The following is a 25,059-nucleotide window of genomic DNA, read 5'->3' on the forward strand; positions in this document are numbered from 1 at the left end:
TTGGCAACATGGCAAAAGCAGTAGTCATTGGTTCTGGGATAGGCGGCATTGCGGCGGCCATTCGGTTGGCGGTGAAAGGGTATGCGGTGACGGTACTGGAGGCCAACGCCTCCTTCGGGGGGAAAATGACCCAGTTCACCTTGCCCGGCGGCTACCGTTTTGATGCGGGCCCCTCATTGTTCACGCTGCCGCAGTTGGTGGATGACCTTTTTACGCTGGCGGGCCGCGCGCCCCAGGCCTATTTCCGGTACCAGCGGCTGCCCATTGTCACGCAGTATTTCTGGCCCGATGGCACCCGCCTCACCGCCCACGCCTCCGCCGATGCGTTTGCCCGCGAAGTAGAAGCGAAGCTGGGTATTCCGGCGGACCAGCTGCACCGGCACCTGCAGAAAGTAGCCCGGCTGTACCACGCCACCGCTAACACGTTCCTGCACAAATCGCTGCACAAGCTGGACACCTACCTCAGCCCCGATGTCCTGAAAACCCTGCCCGCCCTGCCCGAACTGGGCTTGACTACCACCATGCACGCCGCCAACGCCAAAGCCTTCTCAGACCCGCGGCTCATTCAGCTGCTGGACCGTTACGCGACCTACAACGGTTCTGACCCGTACCAGGCACCCGGCACGCTCAACCTGATTCCGCACCTGGAGTTCAACATCGGGGCCTTTTACCCGGAGGGAGGCATTTACGCCATCGCGGAGAGCCTGGTCAAACTGGCAGAGGAGCTGGGCGTGGAATTCCGGTACAATGAAACCGTGCAGGAAATCATGGTCCTGGGCACCCGCGCCACGGGTGTGCGCACGGGCCAGGGAACGTACTCCGCCGAGGTGGTGGTCAGCAACATGGACGTGGTGCCCACCTACCGCAAACTGCTCCCCAACCAGCCCGCCCCGGAGCGAACCCTGCAACAACCCCGCAGCAGCTCGGCGCTCATTTATTACTGGGGCATCTCCCGCACGTTTCCGGAGCTGGACCTGCACAACATCTTCTTCAGCCAGAACTACCAGCAGGAATTTGAGCACATCTTCCAGAAAGGATCGGTGGCCGAGGACCCCACGGTCTACGTGAACATCACCTCTAAATTAACCCCTCAGGATGCTCCCACGGGCCACGAGAACTGGTTTGTGATGGTGAACGTGCCGCACAACGCCGGCCAGAACTGGGACGAGCTCATCCGGCAGACGCGCCAGAGCGTGCTCCGGAAAGTAAGCCACTCCCTGGGAACGGACATCGCCTCGCTCATCACGGTAGAGAAAATCTGGGACCCGAGGGGCATCGAGGCTGATACGTCTTCGTTTGCGGGCGCTTTGTACGGCAGTTCCTCCAACAACCGGATGGCGGCGTTCCTGCGGCACCCCAACTTCACCAGCAAACTGAAGGGCCTGTACTTTGTGGGCGGCAGTGTGCACCCGGGGGGCGGCATTCCGTTGTGCCTGCTTTCCGCGAAAATCGCCGCTGATCTGGTTCCGCCGGTTGCCGCTCCCGCGCAGACCTGATCCGGACGTTTTAGTTTTGGGCTTCTTCTCTGAAAACGGCCCCTAAACGGGTTTTCCCTACCGGAAGATAACCTCTGAGGACAGATGGTTTTTCTGGGGCAATTGCTGTTCTTTGCAGGGCTCTGCCTCTTATCATCCGTTGCTAACTGCTCGCTTATTTCCTTTGATACCACCCCGTGAATCTTCCTTCAGACAAGCCTTACCGGTAGTGCTGCCGTTTGTGGCGCTGGCGGTGGCGCTCACGTGGTATGTGCAGGACAACGGCTTCTTCTGGGATAGCATTCTGCTGGCCTCCCGGTACGGGCAATGGTATTATCAGACGCGTTTCTCCACCTTGTTCGTGCCCGAGGAGATAGCCGGGTATCCGCCGCTGTTTGGCATGTACGTGGCCGCGGGCTGGCATCTGTTCGGGAAATCGGTGCCGGTGAGCCATTTTCTGATGTTGCCTTTTCTGGTGGGCATCGTCTGGCAGTTGTACTTGTTGGTGAGGAGATTCTTACCCCCGAGTTGGCTTTTCCTGAGCCTGCTGCTCATCTTCCTGGACCCCACGCTGCTGGCCCAGAGCGCGCAGGTGGCCCCAGACGTGGTGCTGCTCTTCCTGTACCTGGTTTGCCTGAATGCGCTGCTGCAACGCCGCCACGGGCTCTTAGGTCTGGCGCTGGTATTCATGGCGCTTCTCTCGCCTAGAAGCCAGATTCTGTTGGTAGCGGTTTTCCTCACGCAGCTGCTGTTGCATTGGCACGAAAACAGGAACCTCAGACTTTCAGAAGTACTTAGGCTGATGCGCCCGTACGTGCCCGCCGGACTGCTGCTGATCACCTGGCTGGGGCTGCATTACCGGCATTTCGGGTGGATAGGGTATGCTCCTTCCTCTGCCTGGAGTTCCTATTCGGCGCTTGTCTCCCTGAAGGGTTTCGGCCTTAACCTCGTTTTCCTTGCCTGGCGGCTGCTTGATTTTGGCCGTATAGCGCTGTGGGTAACGGCCGGCATTTTGCTGTGGCGTTTCAAGGCCCGTTTCCCGAAAGAGGCCCCAAAACTCCTGATTCTGCTGCTGGTGCCGCTGGTGACTTTAAGCGGAGTGCTGGTGTGGTTCACCAACCCCATTGGGCACCGTTACTGGCTGGTGGTGTATGTGCTGCTGGGGCTTCTGACGGCGCACTTGTTGGCGCAGACCCCGAATCTGAAACTACGCCGGACGCTGTATGTGGTACTCGCCGTGAGTTTGGTGAGTGGCCATTTCTGGGTCTATCCGGAGCGCATTGCCAAAGGGTGGGATGCCACGCTGGCCCATCTGCCTTACTTTACTCTGCGGCAGGAGATGATGACGTACCTGGACCAGCACCAGATAGACTGGCAGCAGGTGGGCAGTGACTTCCCCAACCTGGCGCCTCCCGCCGCCACAGATTTAACGCATGACCAGCGGCACTTTCCGGCCAAGGACCTCCGCCGGCACACCTACATTCTGTACTCCAACGTATTCAACGGCTTCACTGACCAGGAATTGGCCGAGCTGCAGCGCCACTGGATCACGGTGCATGAGGTCAGGAAAGGGCAGGTGTACCTGCGCCTGTACCGGAAACCGACAGCGGTAACCACGCTTTCTCAATAACCACAGAGCCATTATTACTTTACCCGCTTTGGGCCTGTTTTGGTGAAAAGAAGCTTAAAACCTGAACTGGATTCGGAAAGAAAACGCGGTCTACCATCGCCCTTAGTGCGTGTTCTCACCAGTAAGCGGAAAGGCGCCTGCATCTGGCTTGTCAATCCTGCTGCTGTACGCAACAGCTTTCCTGTTTTCCTCCCTAAAAGACAACACTATCCTCGGCTTTGACTTCAGAAGAAACTTGCCCTAGCGGGCGATGGAAAACTAACTAGTCCGATGAGAACTGATACAAACCAAAGCTCTGGCCAGCTGCCTTTTACTACCGCTCTATCCTAGGAAATGATCTGGAAAGTGTTATATTTGTTTAAGGCCAGCACCTGCGCAAAGGAACAGTATTATGACCAAGGACGAGCTCTTACGCACGGCCATGCGCTCCTTCTCTGCCAATGGGGTAAAAGACCTGACAGAGCGGCGGCTCATGCAGGAATTCGGTTTATCTGGGGAAGAATTCAACCAGTCTTTCTCAGATAAAGAAGACTTCCTGCGCCAGGCCGTAGAGCTTTACCTGACCGAGCAGAAAGAAGTCCAGAACACGCTTCTCACGCAGGCGGATGACTCCATCCAGAAGCTGCTGGAGGTCATTAAACACCACGTGACCCAGCTACAGCAGTTTACCCCCAGTTTCTTCCTCCAGATCCAGCACCTGTACCCGCGCATCTGGGCGCTGTACCTGCGGCACGTTCAGATGCACTCGTACTACGTGTTCTATGACCTCTTGAACAAAGGCATTCAGCAACACCTTTTTCGGCCCGACCTTAACATTGAGGTAGTCACCAAAGTCTTGCTGGAGCAGATCAATATCCTATTGAACCAGGCCCTCTTTCCGCCCCACCGCTACAACATGGCCGAGGTTTTCAGGGGAATCTTCCTGTATTATCTGCAAGGCATCTGCACCGAAAAAGGCAATAAGGTGCTGGAGAACTTTTTCGCTGATTTTTCACTTTAACCTAAGATGCGGGGGCAAGTGCCCCTTTGCCTGGGAGGCAGGAATCGCCTACTTCCCAGGTAAAAGAATATCTTTGCATTCTTCCACCACCTGAGTAGCACCATTTGTTCGGTTTTACTCTGAATTCTAAACTTCTATATGACTTTTAAGCAAACTGTTTTACAGGAATTGCTCCACCTCATCAGACAAGAAGGACTGGCTCATTTAGACGAGCAGAAAATTATTGATCGGGTTGATATTTCCTCCGCCACGTTCAGAGAATTTTTCAACGACATGAATGATCTGGTGACCCAGGTGGTGCAGTATGACCTGGAAAGCCGCAAAGAGGAGCATGAACGTTTGTTTCAGCAGGAGGCGAGTCCGTTGCGGCGGCTGCTGCTGGTGGTGCAGTTGGGCCTGAAAACCATACAGGAAGCCCAGCCAACTCTGCTGCAGGAAATTCAGGAGCAGTATCCGGCGGCCTGGAACCTTTACTGGCGGCACTCCAATGACTACTCGGCGCACTTGCTGTATGATCTCCTGAACGCCGGCGTGCTGCAGAAGGAGCTTCGGCAGGACCTCAACATCCAGCTGGTCACCAAGATCATGCTGGAGCAGTTGTCCATGATTGTGAACCCGGTGACTTTTCCGCCCGAAAGATTCAACGTGGCCGAAGTGTTCCGAAGCGTTTTCCTGTACTACATCCGGGGCATCTGCACCGATGAGGGCGTGAAGAAAGCCGAGCAGTTTTTCGCCTCTTTAAAGTAAAACACCGCTAAAACGCATAAAAAGAAAAGCCTGCCACTTCTCCAGTGGCAGGCTTTTCTTTTGGTAAGGAAACGCTCCCGCGTATTAGCTGATGGAGACTCGCACCTTCTGGGTGAACTCGCGCAGGGCGGTTTTGAAATCAGTGTTGTGGTCGCCCATGTGGTTGAGGATCCAGATAGCCCCGAAGACGTGGGTCAGTTTCTCGCCTTCGTCAGCGCCTTCAATCTCAAAGGCGGGGGTTTCTTCGTTGATGAGTTGTTCCTCGGCTTCGCGCAGGCTCTCAATGGTCTGCGTTTCTACCAGTTTCTTGATGGCAGGTATTTTCATGGGAGTATTAGGCTAGTTTACGAACCATATCCAGAACAAAGTCTTCTTTGCTGGTGGCGGCACCTTCTACCAACTCGCCGTTCTTGAACACCGCGAAGTAAGGCAGATTGGTTACGCCGGCCAGTTTGCGGGCTTCGGGGCTGGTTTCCGCATTTACGTCCAGAAACGCCACGTTCGCGAACTCCTCGTTGGCAGCCATGCGCTTGAACTTAGGCGAGAACAGCCGGCAGTTGCCGCACCAGTCCGCAAAATATTTCACTACTACCCGCTCGTTGCTTTTCAGCACGTCCTGGAAATCTGTATCGGTTGCTTGAATGATGGCCATAATATATGTAGGTACATTTAAAAAATGAATCAAGCGCAAAATTAACGTTTTTGATCTATTTTCAGAAATAAAGGCCAAAAACAGCCTATCCCTTTTTATTATGTAAAAGACTGCGCTAAATTACGTTGTCTCCTGAAAGCGTCTGTTACGGACAGATCATTGTGCTTTCTCAGGTTCTCACATATTTCCGCTGCATGCCTTTTCTACGTTTCCCTAAAAGCTTCTTCTTTCTACTGCTGGCGCTGGTGGGCCTGCTGGCCGCCTTCGCTCCGCCGGCCTGGCAACAGAACGGCGTCATCAACAAGATCGTCGCCAACCTCACCACGCTGCACAACAAGTACCCGCAGGAGAAAGTGTACCTGCACCTAGACAAGCCGTATTGCGCCGCCGGCGAAGACATCTGGTTCAAGGCCTATCTGGTCAACGCGCAGAACCACCAGCCCAGCGATCTGAGCAAAGTGCTGTACGTAGAACTGATCACCCCGGAGAACACGTTTTACAAAACCAGCGTGGTGCGGCTGGACAAAGGCAAGGGCCACGGCGATTTCGCCTTACCCGATGATCTGCCCGAGGGTACGTACCGCCTGCGCGCCTTCACCAGCTGGATGCAGAACTTTGACGAGGCTTATTTCTTCCACCAGAACATCACCATCTGGAGCCCGCGCAAAACCGATGTAGTCACTTCCACGGCCTTCACCTTCAAACCCCAACCCTCCGGCGATTCTGTTCTGGTGAACCTGCGCCTGCAAACCTACGCGGCAAAGCCCCTGGCCCAGACCAGCTTTTCCTATTCCACCAACTTCGATAAAAAGGGCGGCACTAAAAAGACCACGACCTCCGCGGAGGGCAAATCTTTCCTGCGGCTGTTCCTACCCCATGATGAAACCTCCAGCCCTAAACTCTTTCTAACCCTGGAGCAACCGGGCGGCAACCTGAACCGCACCATCGCCATTCCCACGCCCAAAGATCAGTTGGACCTGCAGTTCTTCCCCGAAGGGGGTAATCTGGTGGGCGGCCTCTGGAACGTGGTAGGTTTTAAAGCGGTAGACGCCAACGGCCTGGGGAAAGACGTGCAAGGTGCCATCTACAACCAGCAGGGCCAGAAAGTAGTTGATTTCAAAAGTCTGAAATTCGGGATGGGCCGCATCGGCTTTATTCCGGAGGCCGGCCAGAAATACACGGCGCGCCTCACGGCACCCAAAAGCGTAGCCAAGGAATACCCGTTGCCGGTTCCGCAGAAAAAAGGCTTTATTTTCTCCATCGATAACAAAACCGGTCCGGCCATGCGGGTTAAGTTCTACAGCCTGGGCTTCAAGCAAGACAGCGTGGGCAAACCCAAGGCCTTGCATCTGGTGGCCCAGGTGCGCGGCGAGGTCCTGTACGCCGCCTCCAGCCCCACCGCCCACGAGGTCTTTCAGGTAGAGGTGCCCAAAAACAAATTCCCCTCGGGTCTGGTGCAGTTCACCGTCTTCTCTGACACCGGTGAGCCCCTGGCCGAACGGCTGGTGTTTGTGAACCACGGTCCGCAGGTCCAGATGAGCATCACCCCAGACAAACCCGCCTACAAACCCCGCGAGAAAGTCACGTTGCAGGTCCAGGCCAAGGACGAGACCGGCGCTCCCGTGGCCGGCAACTTCTCCCTGGCCATCACCGACCAGAAAACCGTCACTCCGGCTCCGCACGCCGCCAACCTGGTGTCTTACCTGCTGCTCAGTTCAGATTTGAAAGGCCACGTGGAAGATCCCTCGTACTACTTCAGCTCGGCTGCGCCCGAGGTGGTGCTGGCCCTGGACAACCTGCTGCTCACCCAGGGGTGGCGTCGGTTTGTCTGGAAAGATATTCTGCAAGACAAGTTCCCGCAGATGCAGTACCGCGCCGAACGGGATTTATACGTGAGCGGCACCGTCTCCAAAATTACGGGCCAGCCCGATGCCTATTCAGACATTACGCTCATGAACGGCAATAACCCCATGAGCGCCATCAAACTCCAGACCGATGACCGGGGGAAATTCCAGTTCAGCCTGGCCAGTTTCCCGGATACTTCCACCATTACCGTGCAAACCACCAAGGGGGTAGTCACGTCTATGCTGGAACTGGACAACAACTTACCGCAGATCCCGGCTTTCCCGCAGGTGCCGTATGAGCCCGTTCCCGCGCCTTACTCCAATGAAGTATGGGCCTACCTGCAACGGAACCGCGAGCAGCTGAAACTGGACCAGTTCTCCGGCAAAAGTGGCATCATGCTCCAGCAGGTGAACGTGCGCGGCAAGAAACAGGAAGAATTCAAACCCGCCGCCGGCAGCCTGCATTCCACCGCCGATAGAGTGTTGCGCGGTTCTGAACTCCCCCGTGGCATGGACATCATACAAGCTTTACAGGGACGGGTAGCCGGCTTACAGGTGAGCAACGGCCAGGTGAGCATGCGGGGTGGGGGACCACCGCTCTTTTTGCTGGACGGTACCCAGATAGATGCCTCCTTCATCCAAACGCTGAACCCCAATGACGTAGAAGCCGTGGAGATCCTGAAACCGGGGGCTTCCTCGGCGGTGTACGGCTCCCGGGGCGGAAATGGGGTGATTGCCATTACTTCCAAGAAAGGAGGCGATAAAAGCGACAAAACCGCTACTGCCGGAAAAATGCCGGGCATGGCCACCTACCAGGGTCTGTACTTCCAGAAAGCCCGCGAGTTCTACCTGCCCCGCTATGACAAGCCCGACACCAGCAACGTGGTCATGCCTGATTTACGCACCACCCTGTACTGGAACCCCAAAGTTCAGACAGACGCCACCGGCAAAGCCGAAATCACCTTCTTCACCGCCGACCAGAAAACCACCTACCGGGCTATCCTGGAGGGCATGACCACCACCGGGAAGATGGGCAGCATGACCGCCACGTTTCAGGTGAAGTAAGGGCTTGGGCTACTGTTTGGCGGCAGTATCTGGTTTGCTCCCGAAAAAGCCGCCCCGGCCCCGGCGCGATGGTTTCGTCTTGAGGGTAATCTGCTCAATGATCTTCTGCCGGGGGAAGGAGATAAGCCACAGGCCGCGTACCTGGCCTTCTGTGAGCCCCTCGGGCTTGCCCTGCGCCGAGTAGACCCGTAGCTGCTCCAGCGTAGGGGAGGTGTAGTCCAGCAGGCTGGGTTCATCGCAGCTGGCGCAGTTGCGTCTCCTGATTTCAATGGGTCGCTGGTAATTCACTTGTCCTTCGCGCACCTGCAGGGTGGCCGTGGGCTGGGTTTTACCATCAGAAGTGACAAGTCCGGCTTTGGTGATGTACTGTTGGGCCTCGGCTTCAGAGGAGAACGTCTGCCGTTTCAGGGTGGCGTTGTAGCGTTGCAGAATGCTGTTCACGGTGGGCAGCTTGTCTGGTTGCGCGACAAACAGCGCCTGCTCTTTGGGCTGGCTCTCGGCTAACTGCAGGAACGCTCCTTCCACCAACCGGATAATGGTATCACCGGCGGCAATGGCCTGTTTCTCCATGTCTTCCTCGGTGATCCGCTTTACTTTGTGCCGTTCGGCTTCCACTGCCATTTCTTTTCCGCGCTCCAGCTTCTCTGGTTCACATCCGAGGGCCAAAAAGCTGAGGCTAAGGCAAATCAAATATATCTTGGGTGTCCGCATGGGTTCTGTTCTTAAAAGGGCACTACGTGCTTTTACGGGAACAAAGATGGGGCTTGTCGGCATGAATCACAAAAGCAGCGGCCAGTGGACATATCGCCCTTCGGTTAAAAGCAAAAATGAAAGCGTTACTGAGCGTTTTAAGCCCGTTTTCAGAAAAAGTCCTCAGAACTATCCGTCCAGAATTAAGCTGTTTTTCGGAAAATGGCCCCAAAACAAAAGCCCGCTGCGGGGGCAACGGGCTTTTGAGAAAGGAGGAAATCTTGCTGCTATTTGTTTTGCAACACAACCGGTTCTCCTAAGCCTAAGTCTTTGAGGCCGGCTAACTGGGTTTTGGCATCGCCTACCACTACGTACACCATTTTGCTCGGGTCGATGTAGTTGTTGATGAGGCTCTTGGCCTGGGTGTAGCTCAGGTTCTGGATGGCGACTTCGTTCTGCTTCAGGTAATCTAGGGGCAGATTGTACGTGTTGATGGTCTCCAGCAGATTCACCAGGCTGCCCAGGGTCTCGTAGCTCAATGCCGTTTCTTTGACCAAGGCTCCTTTGGTGGTGGCTAAATCCTGCTCTGTGTAGCTGGTGCCGTAGGTTTTCAGGATCTCGTCAAAAGTTTGCAGTGATTCTTTGGTGACGTTGGTCCGCACGCTGGATGAAGCGGCAAACATGCCCGGCGCGGTTGGGCGGCGCGAGAACCCGGAGCCTGCCCCGTAGGTGTAGCCTTTCTGCAGACGCAGCACGTTGAACAGGGTAGAGGCCGATCCGGCTCCCAGTTTGTGGTTGATGGCCTGCAGCGCGGCGTAGTCTGGTGAACCTACCGGCACGGCCAGGTACCCGGCGTAAATCACCGACTGTTTGGCCTCTGGCTGGTCAATAAAGTACAGGCGGGCGGCTGGTTTGGCGGTGGCGGTTACCGGGGCAGGCAACGCCACGTTTTTGGCGGTCCATTTCTGCTCAAGGCTGGCCAGGGCTTTGGCCACATCGGCTTGTTTCACGCTACCGGCCACCTGGAAACTAGCCACACTAGGCGAGAAGTTCTTCTGGTAGTAGTCTTTCAGGTCTTGCAGCGTAATGCCTTCCACGGTTTGCATGGTGCCGGCCGTAGGGTAGGCGAAGCGGCTGTTCTCGCCGTATAGCACTTTGTTGAAGGCCAGAGACGCCACCGCCGACGGGTTGGCTTGCATCTGCTTGATCTGGTTCAGGGCCGCCTGCTTGGCTTTCGTGAACTCGGCCTCGTCCCAACGCGGCTCCAGCAGAATCTCTTCCACCAGTTTCATCACCTGCGGGAAATTGCGGGCCAGCGTGTTGCCGGAAATGGTGATGTTCTCAGACGAAGAACTTACGTTGATGAACGCGCCCAACTGCCCGATGGCTTCCTCCAGCTGTTGCGGGGTTTTGTTTTTGGTGCCTTCCAGCAGCATGGCATCCACCAGAGAGGCAGTCCCGATCTTGTTAGGCGCGTCTAGCTGCATGCCGCCTTTGAGCTGAATGCTGAACTGCACCAGCGGTAATTCATTCTGCTCAATGCCGTACACTTTCATGCCGTTTTTCAGCTGCGAAGTCCAGATAGCGGGGGCTTTGAACGCGAAATTGTTGCTCAGCTCCGGCATCTTGCTGCGGTCAATTTTAGACGGCGTTTTGGCGAAGGTGGTAGGCTCAGTGCCCGTATTGGCTCCCTCGGCCCCGGCCACTACTTTCTCTTCCACCACTTCGGCTTTCACGGCGCCTTTCACGGCCAGTTCTTCCTGCCCTTTGGGCACGAAGCTGGTCATCACGTACGGCTTGCCTTTGATGTACTTGCGGTACACGTTCATGATGTCCTGCGCGGTAACGGCCTGGGTCATGGCAATGTCTTTCTTCGCGAAGCCCGGGTCCCCAGCGAACTCATTGTACTGGGCCAGCTGGAAGGCTTTGTTCAGCAGGCTGGAGATGCCGTTGTACAACGCGGTTTCCTCCTTGATCTTCAAACGATCCAGCTCCTGCTGGTTCACGCCGTCTTTCTCAAACTTGTCAAACGCCGCAAATACGGCGGCCTGCACATCGTCCAGGTCTTTCTTATCGAAGGCGCGCACCCGTACCCGGAAGGTACCGGCAATCTCCGCGGAGCTCTGGTCCGCGGAGGCACCCGGCGCCAGTTTCTTCTCTTCCACAATGATGCGCTCAAAGGGCGAGTTCTTGCCTTCAGACAGCAGGCTGCCCAGCATGCTCAGGGCGTACGAGTCTTTGTGGTACTGCTCTACCGTGGGGTACACCATGGTTAACTCGGGCAGATTGGCAAAGTTATCCACGTGGAAAAGTGACTTGGTAGAAGTAAGTTTGGCGGGCTGCGGCGTTAATTTCTTAACCTCTGGTTTGTTTTTCAGCTCGCCAAAATACTTTGAGATCAGTTGCTTGGCCTCGGGCGTCTCAAAGTCTCCGGTCAACACCAACGTGGCGTTGCTGGCGCCGTACCATTGTTCATAAAACTCTTTGACATCGGCTAGGGTGGCGTTCTGCAGGTCTTCCAGTGACCCGATTACCTCCCAGTTATACGGATGGCTGGCCGGGTACAGGTTCTTCAGGATCACGTAGTTGGTGTGGCCGTAGGGTTGGTTATCCACACGCTGGCGCTTCTCGTTTTTCACCACCTGCTTCTCGTTCTCAAGTCCCCATTCGCTCACGGTGTTGATAAAGAAGCCCATGCGGTCAGACTCCATCCACAGGATTCTTTCCAGCGCGTCTTTGGGCACTACTTCATAATACACGGTTCCGTCCGTGAACGTACCGCCGTTGAAAGTACCGCCAATCTGGTTTACTCCTTTGATGAAGTTGCCTTTGCCCACGTTCTCTGAGTTCTGGAACAGCATGTGTTCAAAGAAGTGCGCAAAGCCGGTGCGGCCCTGTTTCTCACGGCTGGAACCTACGTGGTACATGATGGCCACCGCCACTTTCGGGTCTGATTTGTCCTGGTGCAGCACTACCTCCAGCCCGTTGGGCAGCTTGTATTTTTCGTACTTCAGGTCGAAATTGGCAGCCGCCGCCGAGGTCTTGGCCGCAGGCTTCTTGGCGGCCTGCGCCCACACGCTCTGGGCCGGGTTTATTGCCATACCGCCTATCAGCATAGACAAGCAGGCCACTTTGATTCGTTTGTTCATGATCAGAGGAAAAGGGTTTGAGGTGAGTTAGGTTTGATGACTTGTATCGGCTGTCTTATTAGTAGCGGCTCAAGCTGATTTCTTACAGAGAAAGACGCGGGATTTTGCGCTTGGCTGCTTCTTTCCGTTTCGCACCCGTTTTCCGGAAAACAGGCCCAAAGCAGACCGAATCTCCTCCTTTAGAATTTCCGCAGGAAGATGGAGCTGACTTCTGTTTCAGAAAACTTATATATTAGATGTTAGCTATATTTAGGCGAGAATCGCTTTGCTGCGTTTTGGGCATATTTTCGTAAAAAGAGGCGTAAAATGAGTTATTTCCCTTATTTAGTTGTTCAGGCGATGGAAAACACCAACACCTATTCGCGGCATCGGCCGCTATTCTTATATATGACAACCGCATGAAAAATAGAAAGCTCATTTTGTTCCTCTTCTGCCTGGGGACTTTGTTAGCCTGGACCGCCCTTTGCCTCACCTATTTTACCACCGGCCGGATAGAGTGGCTCCGGCTCATCACCTTTCTTGCCTCGGGTATTTTAGCGTACATCGTCTATCAGCGCAAATGAAAAAGCACTTCTTCCTGTTCCTGCTCTGGACGGTCACCGTAGCCACTGCCCACGCCCAGGCTCCGGCGCTGTCTTCCATTCCTAAAAACCACTTCGGCTTACCCGTGGTTTCCAGCACCGCCTTGTACCAGGAGTTAGTGGCGCAAGATCCCAAACAGGAGCTGGTGGAGTTAGCTTCCTACATTCCGGGGCTGGTGCTGGACATCAGATACGCCACAAAAGACAACCTGGCCGGCGAGCCCGTCTACACGCTGGCCACGGCCTACGCCCGTAAACCCGTGGCCGATGCGCTGAAGAAGATCCAGGCCGAGCTGAAACCGCTGGGGCTGGGCCTCAAGATTTACGATGGCTACCGCCCGTACCAGGTCACAGTGCAGTTCTTCGAGAAAGTGAAAGACTCTGTGTTTGTGGCCTCCCCGCGCACCGGCTCCCGCCATAACCGCGGCTGCGCCATGGACCTGACCTTGATCAGATTGAGAGACGGAAAAGAGCTGAAAATGCCCACCGCTTACGATGCCTTCACGCCCAAAGCTCATTCTGACTACGCCAAGTTACCCTCCAAAGTGAAACAGAACCGCGACCTGCTCAAGCAAGCCATGCTGCGGCACGGATTCCAGGTGTATCCAGACGAGTGGTGGCATTTCGATTTCAAGGACTGGCGCAGCTATCCGCTCATGGACATCCGGTTCGAGGACCTGAAAGCGCTGAAGAACTAAGAACTCTTCTCCGTTTTGGCCCTGATTTCAGAAAACAACCCTAAAAACGCAGAAAGGAAAACCTTGTAGGATATATCGAAAGGGCGATATTTGCCCCTTCAGCTTTATTCCTTTTTTCCTTTCTATGAAAAAACCCTTCCCCTCGTTGCAGTCCGGGTTACTGACCCTACTGTTCTGTCTCCTTACTTCCTTTGCATACGCCCAACCTTCGCCCAAACGGGAGTTCCGGGGCGTCTGGATTGCCACCGTCGCTAACATTGACTGGCCCAGCCAGCAAGGCCTCTCGCCCGTCACGCAAATGGAGGAGTTCCGCTACATCCTGGACGAACACCAGAAAACCGGCATCAACGCTGTAGTGGTGCAGGTGCGCCCCACCACCGATGCCCTTTACCGCAGCAGCAAGGAACTGTGGTCGCACTGGCTTACCGGCAAACAGAGCCAGGAACCCAATCCGCCGTATGACCCGCTGGCGTTCCAGATTGACGAGGCGCACAAGCGCGGCATGGAGTTCCACGCGTGGTTCAACCCGTACCGCGCCACGCATGACACCATCAGCGCCAACATCTCGCCCCGTCATATCACCAGAACCCGCCCTGAGTGGTTTATCCAGTACGGCGGAAAGTATTATTTCAAGCCGGGTCTGCCCGAGGTGCGGCAATACATTGTTGACGTGATCATGGACGTGGTGCGCCGCTATGACATCGATGCCGTTCATTTTGACGATTATTTCTACCCGTACCCCACCAAAGACCCGTTTCCGGATGACGAGGATTTCGCCAAGTACGGCGCCAATTTCAAGAACAAAGACGACTGGCGCCGCTACAACGTAGACGAGGTGATCAGGGTACTGTCGGAGCAGATCAAGAAAGAGAAGCCGTACGTGAAATTCGGGATCAGTCCGTTTGGCATCTGGCGGAACAAGACCGAGCAGGAGCCCCGCGGCTCAGACTCCAAGGGCGGCATCACCAACTATGACCACCTGTATGCTGATATAAGAGGTTGGCTGGAAAAAGGCTGGATTGACTACAACGTGCCGCAGATTTACTTCCACCTGGGCCACCCGGCCGCCGATTACGGCAAACTGCTGGACTGGTGGAGCAAGAACAGCTTCGGGAAACATCTGTACGTAGGGCACGGGCCGTACAAGATCAACAATGACCGCGTGTACAAGCAATGGTCAGACCCCAACGAAACCGGCCGCCAGCTTCGACTTAACCGCCAGACGCCAAACGTGCACGGCAGCGTGTACTTCAGCTCGAAGTCTGTCATGGCTAACCCCAACGGCATTCAGGACAGCCTTCGGCAGTTCTATTACACCAATCCGGCGCTGTTGCCCACCATGCCCTGGCTGGACAGCATTCCGCCTTTGGCGCCCACCCATTTAAAAGTACAGAACACAACTGAAGGAGTAGCGTTGCGTTGGACGGCCCCGGCCGCTGCCGCAGACGGCAATACCGCCCGTTATTACGTGATCTACCGCGTGCAGAGCGGCCGAATCCTCAACCCGGAGAACCCGGCCCACATCCTGGCCATTCACCACGGAGGCACCGCCTATACAGACACATCGGCCAAGGCCGGGGAGAACTATACCTATGCCGTTACCGCCGTGGACAGGCTGCACAATGAAAGCTCGCTGTCTGAGAAAGCAGGAGGGAAGCGAAAGAAGTAATCATGTGCCAATGGATGAATGTGCTGATGTGCTAGCTTCTCTATCAACCTCTGATTCTCTTCTGAGGAGCAGGTCATTTTCCTTCAACTGCAGAACTCCCCTCCTTGGAGGGGTAAGTAATTCTTCCCGAAGTTATTTCTAACCATTAACAAAGCTGTTTTAGCGGTCTTTTCCGGAAAACAAGCGTAAAACGGGAGACCTCATCGGCTCCCGTTTTTTATGAATAATTCCGTAGTTTTGAGGCATCTAAAGTATTAACCATTTTCTAACAGATATGAGCGTACGCATAGAGAAAGACACCATGGGCCCGGTAGAGGTGCCCGCCGATAAATACTGGGGTGCCCAGACCCAACGGTCCAAAGAAAACTTCACCATTGGCGGCCAGCTGATGCCCCGCGAGGTAGTGGAGGCTTTCGCCATTTTAAAGAAAGCCGCCGCTTACACCAACACCGAGCTGGGCGTTCTGCCGCAGGACAAAGCCGAGATCATTGGCCGCGTGTGCGATGAGATCCTGGCCGGTGAGTTAGCCGATCAGTTCCCGCTGGTGGTTTGGCAGACCGGTTCCGGTACCCAGAGCAACATGAACGTGAACGAAGTGGTGGCCAACCGCGCGCACGTATTGCTGGGCGGTGACCTGATGGACGAGAAAAAGAAGATCCACCCGAACGATGACGTGAACAAATCACAGTCCTCGAACGACACCTTCCCGACGGCCATGCACATTGCCGGTTACAAGGTAGTGTCTGAGCATACCCTGCCCATGGTGCAGAAACTGCGTGATACGCTGCACGCCAAGTCACAGGAGTACATGAACGTGGTGAAAATCGGCCGGACGCATTTAATGGATGCTACGCCGCTGACCCTGGGCCAGGAACTGTCTGGTTACGTGTCTCAGCTGGACCACGGCATGCGTGCTCTTAGAAACACCTTAGATCACCTGAGCGAGCTTGCCCTAGGAGGTTCTGCCGTAGGAACCGGCCTGAACACGCCACAAGGCTACGCCGAATTGGTAGCTCAGAAAATAGCTGAATTCTCTGGCTTGCCCCTGAAAACCGCTGAAAACAAGTTTGAGTCTTTGGCAGCGCATGATGCCATTGTAGAGACTTCCGGTGCGCTGAAGCAACTGGCCGTAAGCCTGATGAAGATTGCCAACGACATCCGGTTGCTGGCCTCTGGTCCGCGTTCCGGGATCGGTGAAATCATCATTCCGGAGAACGAGCCCGGTTCTTCCATCATGCCGGGCAAAGTAAACCCAACTCAGGCCGAGGCCATGACCATGGTGTGCGCCCAGGTGATCGGGAACGATGTGGCGATCTCCGTGGGCGGCATGAACGGTCACTTTGAGCTGAACGTGTTCAAACCGATGATGATCTTCAACCTGCTCATGAGCGCCCGCTTACTAGGCGATGCCTGTGATTCTTTCGACAAGCACTGCGCCGTAGGCATTGCGCCGAACTACGAAGTAATCAAGCGCCAGCTGGAAAACTCGCTCATGCTGGTAACAGCCCTGAACCCGCACGTAGGCTATGACAACGCCGCTAAAATCGCGAAGAAAGCGCATAAGGAAGGCACTACCCTCCGCCAAGCCGCCCTTGACCTGGGCCTGCTCACTGATGAGCAATTTACCCAGTGGGTGAAACCCGAAGACATGATTGGCAGCCTGAAGTAAGAAGCCGTTTTAGGCGTATTTTACGTAAAAGGTGCTTAAAACAGAAAAGCCCTTCTGCTGTAGCGGAAGGGCTTTTCTGTTTTGTTAGACGCTGGTTTAGTAGGCTTTCTCCATGAAACTATCAGCCCTGGCTGGCTATTCCTCTGACAATGGCGAGCCTTTCAGCTGAAGGTCTTCGGTTCTTTTCCTTATTTTCCGCATGAAGGATTTACCGGGATCGGTTTTAACGGTTCGGTACGAAGAATCGGCTTCTTTCCATAGCGCATGGGCGGCAAAGTCTTTGTATTCATAGTGCCCAATCACGTACTCAATGGGATATTTCTGCTTCAGGTGCCTGATCAGGGCTTCATTGGCTTTGAGCTGGGCTTTGGTGAGCGGGGCATCATCGCTCCCCACGTTTTCTATCCCAATGGCACAGTAATTCAGGCCAATCACGTGGCGGGCAAAGGCGGTGTCGGGCAATTGCCTGAAGATGGTTCCGTCTCGGTCTACCAGAAACTGGGCTGCCACGTTCAAGACGCTGGCTCCGGCAATAGCTTGCCGCCGGCCTGGCAGCAGGGCCGGATTCATGGTATCAAAGCCTTGTTCAACGGTATGGCTGCCCGTCCAGTGCAAGACAATCATCTTAGGCAAGATATAAGGCGCCTCTTGCTGTAGGCCGTGCCTGGAGGCTAAGTATTCCAGGGATAACTTTTTTCGTTCTTCATCGAAAACAACCGGCTTGTCAAGAATCCTGAAGGTAGGGGCAGAGCAGCCAGGAAAACTTAGCAGGCCAATAAAGCAGCAGGTATATTTAATCAGGGAGGAGGGGGTTATCATCTTTATTTACGTAATGGGTATCTAAATTTAAAAGGAGGATCAAAAAAGCTGATCCTCCTTCTAAAACACATTATTGTGGCGTATTCCACCAGAGTGGCGTCAGTAAGCGGTACCGCTCTGAGTTATCACCAATCTGCGCTCCATTTCTATTCTGCTCGTTTGTCTCATACACCATGGCCTGTATCCACTGGTTGGGATTATTGGCATCAAAAACAACCGTGTTCAGGTTAGCCGGTCTTTGCAGGGAAGGTCCGTAGATGGCTTGGCTGTACTCCATGCGGCGCATGTCAACCCAGGTTTCGGGGTTCAGCGTTTGCGTGATGTATTTCTGCCGCATGATGTGGCTTAACCCTTGCGTGAGATTATTGAAATGGGCCACTACGCCATCGGCTAGTTGGGCGGTCCAGTACGCGTTGATGTCGTTAGCAGATACGCCTAACTTTCTCATATTCGCTTTTACCCCTTCTTCATAAGCAGCTAAAGCTCCAGCTGCGTCTGCTGACCTGAGCCGGGCTTCTGCTTCAATCAGCTTTACCTCAGAATAGGTAATAAACGGGAAAGGGGAAGTAGCTCTGGTATAAAACCCACTGTTCTTGAACGGACCGTAGTCATTTTCTGAGGTGAAAGTTCCGGTTCCGCCTTGGCCGCCGTTAAGGCCTAGCCCAGAGCGTAGACCCCGGTATTGACCATCTGCGGCCGGCGTCATGATCTTACTGATGCGCGGGTCTTGGTAATCTGTCTCCGTTACCGGGAAATTCTGCAGTAAGTCAATGTAGAACTGAGTCCAGGTGAAATAGCGGTCTTGCTTGCGGTCTGGGTTGGTAAAACCGCCCCAGCTATACCATGGGTTCTCGTCGGTTTGTTGCCCGTTGGATAAATAGGCGAATTCTGCATCCATTCCGTCGGCGTTAAAGCCATTCTGGGCGGCAGCGATGATCTCCTGCGGTTTGTATAGATTTCCTTTTTTGTGCAGGTGGTTCATGTACCTGGCTTTCAAAGACCAGGCAAAGCGCTTCCACTTCTCCACATCTCCCTGGTACATGATATCCCCGCCACTAAAATTCAGCGGAACCTTGTTGCTTGGGTCATTGAAAGCGACAATGGCCTCGTCCAGCAGCTGCTGAATTCTCTGGTATACCTCTTCCTGGGTATTGAACTTGGGCGTGAGGTTAATCTGGGATTTGCCACTGTAATAATCATCCACTACAATGGCCCCGTACTGGTCTGTCAGCATGCCATAATTCAACGCCAGCAAAGTTTTACCGGCTCCTACAAAATGCGGGTTTCCCTCTTGTTCGCCTAAAACAATCAAGTCTACGCAGTTGGGCATGGTGAACACATAGGCGTTTTGCCAGAAGAAGTAACTGGCTGTAAACCGCCATTGCTCGGCATTGCGGTTGGTGCCCGTTGCTACGTTCGCGGTAGAGGCGTATTGAGTTACCGCCACTACTTCCCTGGAGCCGCGCCACATAGACGCTCCATTGGTGGTGGTAATCGCTCCCACGAGCCTGGTGTGCGCAGGCACGATGGTAGGCAGGTTAGGGTCTTTGTTGACATCCAGATAGTCGTCGCAGCCGCTACTGAGCAGCAGAGTAGCCAGAAGAAGAGTCTTTACTTGTATATATATCTTTTTCATTATCTACGCATTAAAGGGTTACTTTCAAGCCTACATCAAAGCCTCTGGTAGCCGGCACTCCCAGGTTATCAAACCCGAAAGATCCTGAACCTCCCACTCCTGCTCCACTCCCGGAAACCTCCGGATCAACTCCAGAGTAATCGGTAATCAAGATGAGGTTGCGTCCTGTCCCAAACACTTGCAAATTCTTGATGGGCGTTTTCTGGATCAATCCTTTGGGTAGGTTATAGGTTAGGGTGATGTACCGCAACCGGTACCAGCTTCCGTCTTCCACAAAGTCATAGCCTTGAAAGGGGTAGATGGTCTGGTAATAGTTCTGGTCCAGAACCACACTCTGGGTGTTGGGCTGCCCAGTAGCTTCTACAATTCCTTCAAAGACTCTGGTCTGCCCTCTCTCCAGGGTCTTGGTACTTAACCCCGAGCGCACCAGCACGTTCTCTGTGGCATTGTAGATGTCACCTCCAATACGTACATCCCACATGAAGGAGAGAGAGAAGGTTTTATAATTGAAGGTATTGGTGAGTCCACCCGTCCAGTCAGGGTTCCGGTCACCGATAGACTGCAGCAGAGATTGCACCTGAGGATATCCGTTAGAACCTATCAGCAACTGACCCTGGGCATTGCGTTTCCAGACGTTGCCATTGATCCCGAACAAAGAGCCATTCAAAAACGCAGCTCCCTGAGCTACGTTTCCGGCCGCCCAGGCATCAGACAGTTCTACCCTGTCTAAGGCACCAGGCAGATCTTTGACCGTAGCCTTGTTCTTCGCAAAGTTGAAATCCAGGGCCCAGGAAAAGTTTTCTTTGGTGACAGGTTGGGTGTTCAGCATTAATTCCACCCCTTCATTGTCAATCTGCCCTCCGTTCAAGTAAGCTAAGAAGGATCCTGAAGACGGAGGAGTACGGGTACCCAGAATCTGCTCATCGGTGCTGGTTTTGTAATAGGTAAGGTCTACCCCGATGCGGTTCCGCAGAAACCGAACATCGGCACCTATTTCTATTGAGTTGGTGAATTCTGGTTTGAGCGCCGGATTACCATAGTACTCATTGGCGTTAGAGATGAACCCGCGGGGAGCAATGGTAAAAGTGTTGGTAGTAGTGCCTAAGGTGGTTGCCAACACGTGGGGTGGCGCATCTTTTCCTACTCTAGCCCATGATGCCCGCAGCTTTCCAAATGAGATAATACCTTTCTCGGAAGTAATGCCAAATTCTTCCAAAAGATCGGTTACCACAATGGAGGTACTCACGGCCGGATAGAAGAACGATCTGGCATTTACCGGCAGCGTAGAGGACCAGTCATTTCTGCCCCTGAAATTCAGGAACGCAATGCCTTTCCAGTCTAGGTTCAAATCTCCGAAAACACCTATGATTCGGCGTCTTGAAATATTCTGGGAGATGGTACGGTCTGATTGCACCACATTGTTGATACCGGCAAAACTAGGATCAATGAAGTTTCTGCCATACCAGGTAGCTGTCTGCCGATTAGAGTTTTCCAGGTTATGGCCTACCGTAAGGCTCGTGTTGAAGTTTTCGCCAAAGGTTTTCTTACCTGTCACCAGTAGGGTGGAGGTAGTGATCTGGCTGTTGGTGGTAGACTGAGAAAGGGCACCTTTTTCCTCGGTGGTAATGGTGGTGCCGGGCATTCTCACGCTCTTGAAGTTATCTGTGTAGTAGTCGGTTCCTAATCTATAGGTAATGTTCAGAAACGTGAACGGGTCATATATAACGTGCCCAACCGCCATTACCCGGTCAACATCACTGGTTATGGGCTTGTTCTGAACGCCCCAATGCGGGTTATCCATTCCAGGGAAAGTACGCTGGGTACCATTGGGGTTGAGGTAGTTGCTCATGTCATCATTCCGGGGCCAGTACACCGCCCCCATGACCCCGTTGGCGCTGCCTTGCGAAACATACTCACGCCCTGTTTTAATGTAATTGGCCGTTCCTCCAATCCGCAATTTTTCACCGACCTTTGATTCTGCCGTCAGGCGGAAGGTATTTCTCTCCAGGTTGGTATTGTCCACAATACCCCCTTGGTCATAATGTGAGGCAGAGGCATAGAAAGACGTCTGGGCATTTCCACCACTCACCGCCAAATCATGCTTCTGCGTGAAAGCTGTTTTGAAAATACTTTTCAAGTTGTCATAAACAGGCTCATTCGCTTCGAACTGAGGTCCCCAGGAGTCGTTTGAGGTGGCATCAAATACTCCTTGCTCTCCCTGCTTATACGTGGACTGCAGTTCCGGCAACCTGTTCACTTTATCAAAAGAGAAACTATTAGAATAAGAGATTTTAGTGGAACCGGCAGATCCTTTCTTGGTAGTAATTACCACCACCCCAGAGGCAGCCCGTAAACCATACAAGGCAGCGGCGGCAGGTCCCTTCAATACGGTTAAGCTTTCAATGTCCTCGGGGTTGATGTCAATGGCCCGGTTAGATCCCGGAGCGACATCGGCGGTTAAGCCCCCCTGTGAAACGGGAGTGGTGTTGTCTACAGGCACCCCGTCTACCACGTACAAAGGCTGATTGTTGCCACTCAAGGAGGTTCCTCCCCGAATCAACATGATAGCAGACGCTCCTGGCGCACCGCCAGAATTGGTGATTTGCACACCAGCCACTTTGCCTTGTAGGGCATTCACAATATTTGCCTGCTGCGACTCAGTGATTTCTCTTGCCTGTACCTCTTGCACCGAAAAACCTAAGGCCCTCTTCTCCTGCTCAACCCCAAAAGCGGTAACCACCACTTCCTCCAAAGCCTTGGAATCTGACCGCATTACCACATCAAGAGTAGCACCAGAAACGGTACGTTCTAGGGGAAGCATGCCTATAAAACTAAAGACCAACGTACTGCCGGGTGCGGCCTGAATGGAATAGCGGCCATCAGCGTCTGATGAAGCGCCTACGGTTGTGCCTTTCACAACCACGCTCACGCCCGGCATCCCGGAACCGTCCTCGGCCGAAGTAATTCTACCAGCGACGGTGTTGTTTTGAGCATAACTTGCCTGAACTAGTAGAAAGCTCAAAGCAAATAAGGTTAAGCGTAAGATTATTTTCATAGAAAAGGATTTAGGGTTTACTCAATAGATTAGTGGTTTTCTTAGTAGTTAAAATGAATGACAGAATTTCTCCTTAAGCTTTTAGTCAGTTTAAATTGAATAATATAACTCGCCACGAAAATTCAACCAATATCCAACACCACACTTTATCAGGTCCCCTTATCAGAGCTATTTGACTACTGAACTCTTTTCCATTCAAGTGGTCTGCATTACCCCATTATATGTTTTTGCCCTATTTTTCCTAAAACCCCTCTGAAACACTTCTACTACAATGCCTATTCTGCTAGGGATGACCTACATACATCGTCATTTTAATTTAAAAAAATTTTTACCACTTTGCAAGAATTAGCGCATTTATAAATAAAGCACTTAATACTTCTTCATAAAATTTATCATTATTACATAAATATAGGCCATATATTATCTTATTCTAAACAAAGGAAACCATCTTAGGTCACTTGTATACTGCTAACACTCTAGAAAGCTAATTGTAAAGGGAAGGTATAAAGTACAAATTCTGAATATGTTCAGACTGAGCTATCAATGAGCCAATAAGGATATAAGATAGTTTCCTCTGAATAGGAAAGAAGAGCTATTGTAGAAAATTCGGCAGTATCCATACTACTGCATTGCAAAGAATAGTGCGTTCAGTAAGTAACTGGATATACTGATGCTTTAGGGCTACTATTTGAAAATCAGCCCCAAAACAGGGTTACATTCAATAATGGCACGAGCATTCATTGCCAACAGATTTGAAAAACACTAGCTTGTTTCTTTACCAAGAGCAATTAACCAGTTGCCTTGGTGCTTATTACTTAGATTTCATTTATGAAAGCAGTAGGCACATCCTTAAAGAGACTCTCTTCACAACTATTAGGGTATTGACCGCCCCTAAAACAGAAAGGCCCGCAAAATGCGGGCCTTTCTGTTTTAGGGGCGGTGCAGAAACTGCTTACTACCAACCAGGGTTTTGGGTAAGGGTTACTCCTCTCTCTTTGTAAAGAACAATTTGATCTAACGGCAGAGGGTTTAAGTAATATTTATCAGGAATTTCGGTTCTCTGAACTGCAGCATCCCAAGCAGGTGTGATATACCCTTCAGTAGCCGTTTTGCTTTTGTCAAGAACCACGGCACTGTTAATTTTAGGATAATCAGATTTCTTAATCCAAGCCCCCATGTTGATCTCTGGGTTGGTTAATGTATTGGTATACTGTAGCTTTTTCCATCTCTTAAGGTCATCCAATCTGAAGCCTTCAAAGACCAGTTCAATTCTTCTTTCTCTACGAACTTCCCAAATCATTGCTGGCACCGTTGGATCTCTATCCTTGTCATCATAGGTTTGGCCGTTAACCGCTGGTTCTCCACCCAAAACCTGCAGATGAGGCAAGTTTATTCCTGGTCTGCTTCTTAACTTGTTGATAGATATATCTAAATCACCTTGGGTTAAAGCAGGACCACCCACAGTTGCTAACTCAGTAGCTGCTTCTGCATAGTTGATCAGGACCTCGCCAAATCTGATTACCGGAGCATCTGTAGGATTGAGGTTTGAAGTACCAATGGTCTGATCCTTGATGGCTTCATTCAAGAACTTATGCGTAGCAACTCCAGTAGTAGAATAGTTACCAACAACGCCATTCAATCTATATTCGCTTGTCACAAAGGTCTGAGAAATGCGGGGATCTCTGTTACCTAACCAGTTAGAAATGCCTATATCACCTTTATACAGAGGAGAATTCTGAATAGGGAGTCCATCAGCGGCTAAATAAGAATCAATAAGGTCTTTAGAAGGACCGGTCTGAGCTTCTTTGTTATTGTACGTATTAAGTGAGTGCGTGAGGACTCCCTCTACATATTCTCTATAAAGAATAACTTCAGGGTTTGTTGCTAAGCTTAAAGAGTTGAAAACCTCTCTGTAGTTGCCTAAACTATATCTGCCAGACTTTATAACTTCATCAGCGGCCCATTTAGCAGCTTCAAGATACTCTGCTGCCTTGGCGTTGTTGTTGTTATGGTACTTCTGCCAGGTTCCTTCAAACAAGAAGATTCTAGACATATAAGCCAGCACCACATCTTTGTTCACCGTCAGTCCCTTGGCGCCGTTGGTTAAACGAACGTTTTGGGCAGCGTATTTAAAATCTGCTAGCACACTGTCCATCACCAAAGTACGAGAATCACGTGGCTTGTACAGTTGATCTAAGTCAGTTTCTACAAGAGTGCTGCTGTACCACGGCACATCGCCAAAGTTTTTAACCAGATCTGAGTACTCCATGCCTCTGAAGAAACGTCCAATGCCTCTCCAGTGATTAATGGCTTCCTGCTCCATGGGCACAGTCTGTACTCTATTGATTAACAGGTTTGCTTTTCTGACCCAGGTAAAGGTCCACCCGGCTGCTGATGCCGTAGCAGGAACCGCGTTAGGAGTAAATAACCCTGGAGTAACAGGGGCAAAATCATCATTCAGAGACTGTCCGGTAAAATATTTGCCCCAGGTGTTACCAGAGCCATACCCGGTGAAATAAGCCGTATAGAAACCATAAGAAAAAGTTCTTACACTATTCTCATTTATCCAATAAGTCTCATCAGTCAGTTTATCTAACGGAGGCGTTTCCAGGTAGTCTTCGCAACCAAAGAACGTCATTGCAAAGAACAGGATTGTTATTATTCTAGTTTTCATGAGATC

17 protein-coding genes are annotated in these 25,059 nt (G+C 52.5%); 9 read left to right on the top strand and 8 right to left on the bottom strand.

The window, feature by feature from the left end:
• The first annotated feature begins 8 nt into the window (after positions 1 to 8).
• From crtD to H7U12_RS07195, 4 genes are all read left to right on the top strand, one after another.
• Positions 9 to 1,496 carry a 1-hydroxycarotenoid 3,4-desaturase CrtD gene (gene crtD, locus H7U12_RS07180; protein ID WP_186635188.1) on the top strand — a complete coding sequence of 496 codons (1,488 nt, stop codon included), beginning with the start codon at positions 9 to 11 and terminating at the stop codon, positions 1,494 to 1,496.
• Positions 1,497 to 1,659: 163 nt separating this feature from the next.
• Positions 1,660 to 3,105: a hypothetical protein gene (locus tag H7U12_RS07185; RefSeq protein WP_186635191.1), complete on the top strand. Its 1,446-nt coding sequence runs from the start codon at positions 1,660 to 1,662 to the stop codon at positions 3,103 to 3,105.
• A gap of 391 nt (positions 3,106 to 3,496) precedes the next feature.
• Positions 3,497 to 4,105 carry a TetR/AcrR family transcriptional regulator gene (locus H7U12_RS07190; RefSeq protein WP_186635194.1) on the top strand — a complete coding sequence of 203 codons (609 nt, stop codon included), beginning with the start codon at positions 3,497 to 3,499 and terminating at the stop codon, positions 4,103 to 4,105.
• Positions 4,106 to 4,243: 138 nt separating this feature from the next.
• A complete protein-coding gene (locus H7U12_RS07195; RefSeq protein ID WP_186635197.1) occupies positions 4,244 to 4,852 on the top strand; it encodes a TetR/AcrR family transcriptional regulator in 609 nt (202 codons plus the stop codon).
• A gap of 84 nt (positions 4,853 to 4,936) precedes the next feature.
• On the opposite strand, the gene H7U12_RS07200 is transcribed toward H7U12_RS07195, so the two are convergent.
• Together H7U12_RS07200 and H7U12_RS07205 are read right to left on the bottom strand one after the other, a co-directional pair.
• Positions 4,937 to 5,179, bottom strand: coding sequence for a DUF6952 family protein (locus tag H7U12_RS07200; protein WP_123131649.1), 243 nt, complete (start codon positions 5,177 to 5,179; stop codon positions 4,937 to 4,939).
• Positions 5,180 to 5,186: 7 nt separating this feature from the next.
• On the bottom strand, positions 5,187 to 5,504 hold the full coding sequence (locus H7U12_RS07205) for a thioredoxin family protein (protein WP_186635200.1): 318 nt from the start codon (positions 5,502 to 5,504) through the stop codon (positions 5,187 to 5,189).
• Positions 5,505 to 5,698: 194 nt separating this feature from the next.
• Here H7U12_RS07205 and H7U12_RS07210 point away from each other — a divergent pair, with 194 nt between their 5' ends.
• The gene (locus H7U12_RS07210) at positions 5,699 to 8,413 is read left to right on the top strand and encodes a TonB-dependent receptor plug domain-containing protein (protein ID WP_186635203.1); all 2,715 of its coding nucleotides are present in this window, start codon (positions 5,699 to 5,701) and stop codon (positions 8,411 to 8,413) included.
• 9 nt (positions 8,414 to 8,422) lie between these two features.
• Here the strand turns inward: H7U12_RS07210 and H7U12_RS07215 are convergent, their stop codons facing one another.
• Together H7U12_RS07215 and H7U12_RS07220 are read right to left on the bottom strand one after the other, a co-directional pair.
• Positions 8,423 to 9,079: a hypothetical protein gene (locus tag H7U12_RS07215; protein WP_186635206.1), complete on the bottom strand. Its 657-nt coding sequence runs from the start codon at positions 9,077 to 9,079 to the stop codon at positions 8,423 to 8,425.
• Between the two features lie 311 nt (positions 9,080 to 9,390).
• Positions 9,391 to 12,252 carry a M16 family metallopeptidase gene (locus tag H7U12_RS07220; protein WP_186635209.1) on the bottom strand — a complete coding sequence of 954 codons (2,862 nt, stop codon included), beginning with the start codon at positions 12,250 to 12,252 and terminating at the stop codon, positions 9,391 to 9,393.
• A 398-nt stretch (positions 12,253 to 12,650) separates the two neighbouring features.
• Between H7U12_RS07220 and H7U12_RS07225 the strand changes: the two genes are divergently transcribed.
• The 4 genes from H7U12_RS07225 (at position 12,651) to fumC (ending at position 16,869) form a co-directional block, all read left to right on the top strand.
• Positions 12,651 to 12,815 (top strand): hypothetical protein, encoded by a 165-nt coding sequence (locus H7U12_RS07225; protein ID WP_186635213.1) that lies wholly within the window; start codon positions 12,651 to 12,653, stop codon positions 12,813 to 12,815.
• Positions 12,812 to 13,531, top strand: a complete 720-nt coding sequence (locus H7U12_RS07230) for a M15 family metallopeptidase (protein ID WP_186635216.1) — start codon at positions 12,812 to 12,814, stop codon at positions 13,529 to 13,531. The genes H7U12_RS07225 and H7U12_RS07230 overlap by 4 nt, the downstream gene beginning before the upstream one ends.
• Positions 13,532 to 13,655: 124 nt before the next feature.
• Positions 13,656 to 15,200 (top strand): glycoside hydrolase family 10 protein, encoded by a 1,545-nt coding sequence (locus H7U12_RS07235; RefSeq protein ID WP_186635219.1) that lies wholly within the window; start codon positions 13,656 to 13,658, stop codon positions 15,198 to 15,200.
• Between the two features lie 274 nt (positions 15,201 to 15,474).
• Positions 15,475 to 16,869, top strand: a complete 1,395-nt coding sequence (gene fumC / locus H7U12_RS07240; RefSeq protein WP_186635222.1) for a class II fumarate hydratase — start codon at positions 15,475 to 15,477, stop codon at positions 16,867 to 16,869.
• A 135-nt stretch (positions 16,870 to 17,004) separates the two neighbouring features.
• Here fumC and H7U12_RS07245 read toward each other — a convergent pair whose 3' ends face one another.
• The 4 genes from H7U12_RS07245 to H7U12_RS07260 form a co-directional block, all read right to left on the bottom strand.
• The gene (locus tag H7U12_RS07245; RefSeq protein WP_317170757.1) at positions 17,005 to 17,493 is read right to left on the bottom strand and encodes an N-acetylmuramoyl-L-alanine amidase; all 489 of its coding nucleotides are present in this window, start codon (positions 17,491 to 17,493) and stop codon (positions 17,005 to 17,007) included.
• Positions 17,494 to 17,758: 265 nt separating this feature from the next.
• On the bottom strand, positions 17,759 to 19,324 hold the full coding sequence (locus H7U12_RS07250) for a SusD/RagB family nutrient-binding outer membrane lipoprotein (protein WP_186635228.1): 1,566 nt from the start codon (positions 19,322 to 19,324) through the stop codon (positions 17,759 to 17,761).
• Between the two features lie 10 nt (positions 19,325 to 19,334).
• Complete coding sequence (locus tag H7U12_RS07255; protein ID WP_186635231.1) at positions 19,335 to 22,379, bottom strand: SusC/RagA family TonB-linked outer membrane protein; 3,045 nt, start codon at positions 22,377 to 22,379, stop codon at positions 19,335 to 19,337.
• A 955-nt stretch (positions 22,380 to 23,334) separates the two neighbouring features.
• The gene (locus tag H7U12_RS07260; RefSeq protein WP_186635234.1) at positions 23,335 to 25,053 is read right to left on the bottom strand and encodes a RagB/SusD family nutrient uptake outer membrane protein; all 1,719 of its coding nucleotides are present in this window, start codon (positions 25,051 to 25,053) and stop codon (positions 23,335 to 23,337) included.
• Between the last annotated feature and the right edge of the window lie 6 nt (positions 25,054 to 25,059).

The organism is Rufibacter sediminis (genome assembly GCF_014269285.1).
Lineage (GTDB): Bacteria > Bacteroidota > Bacteroidia > Cytophagales > Hymenobacteraceae > Nibribacter > Nibribacter sediminis.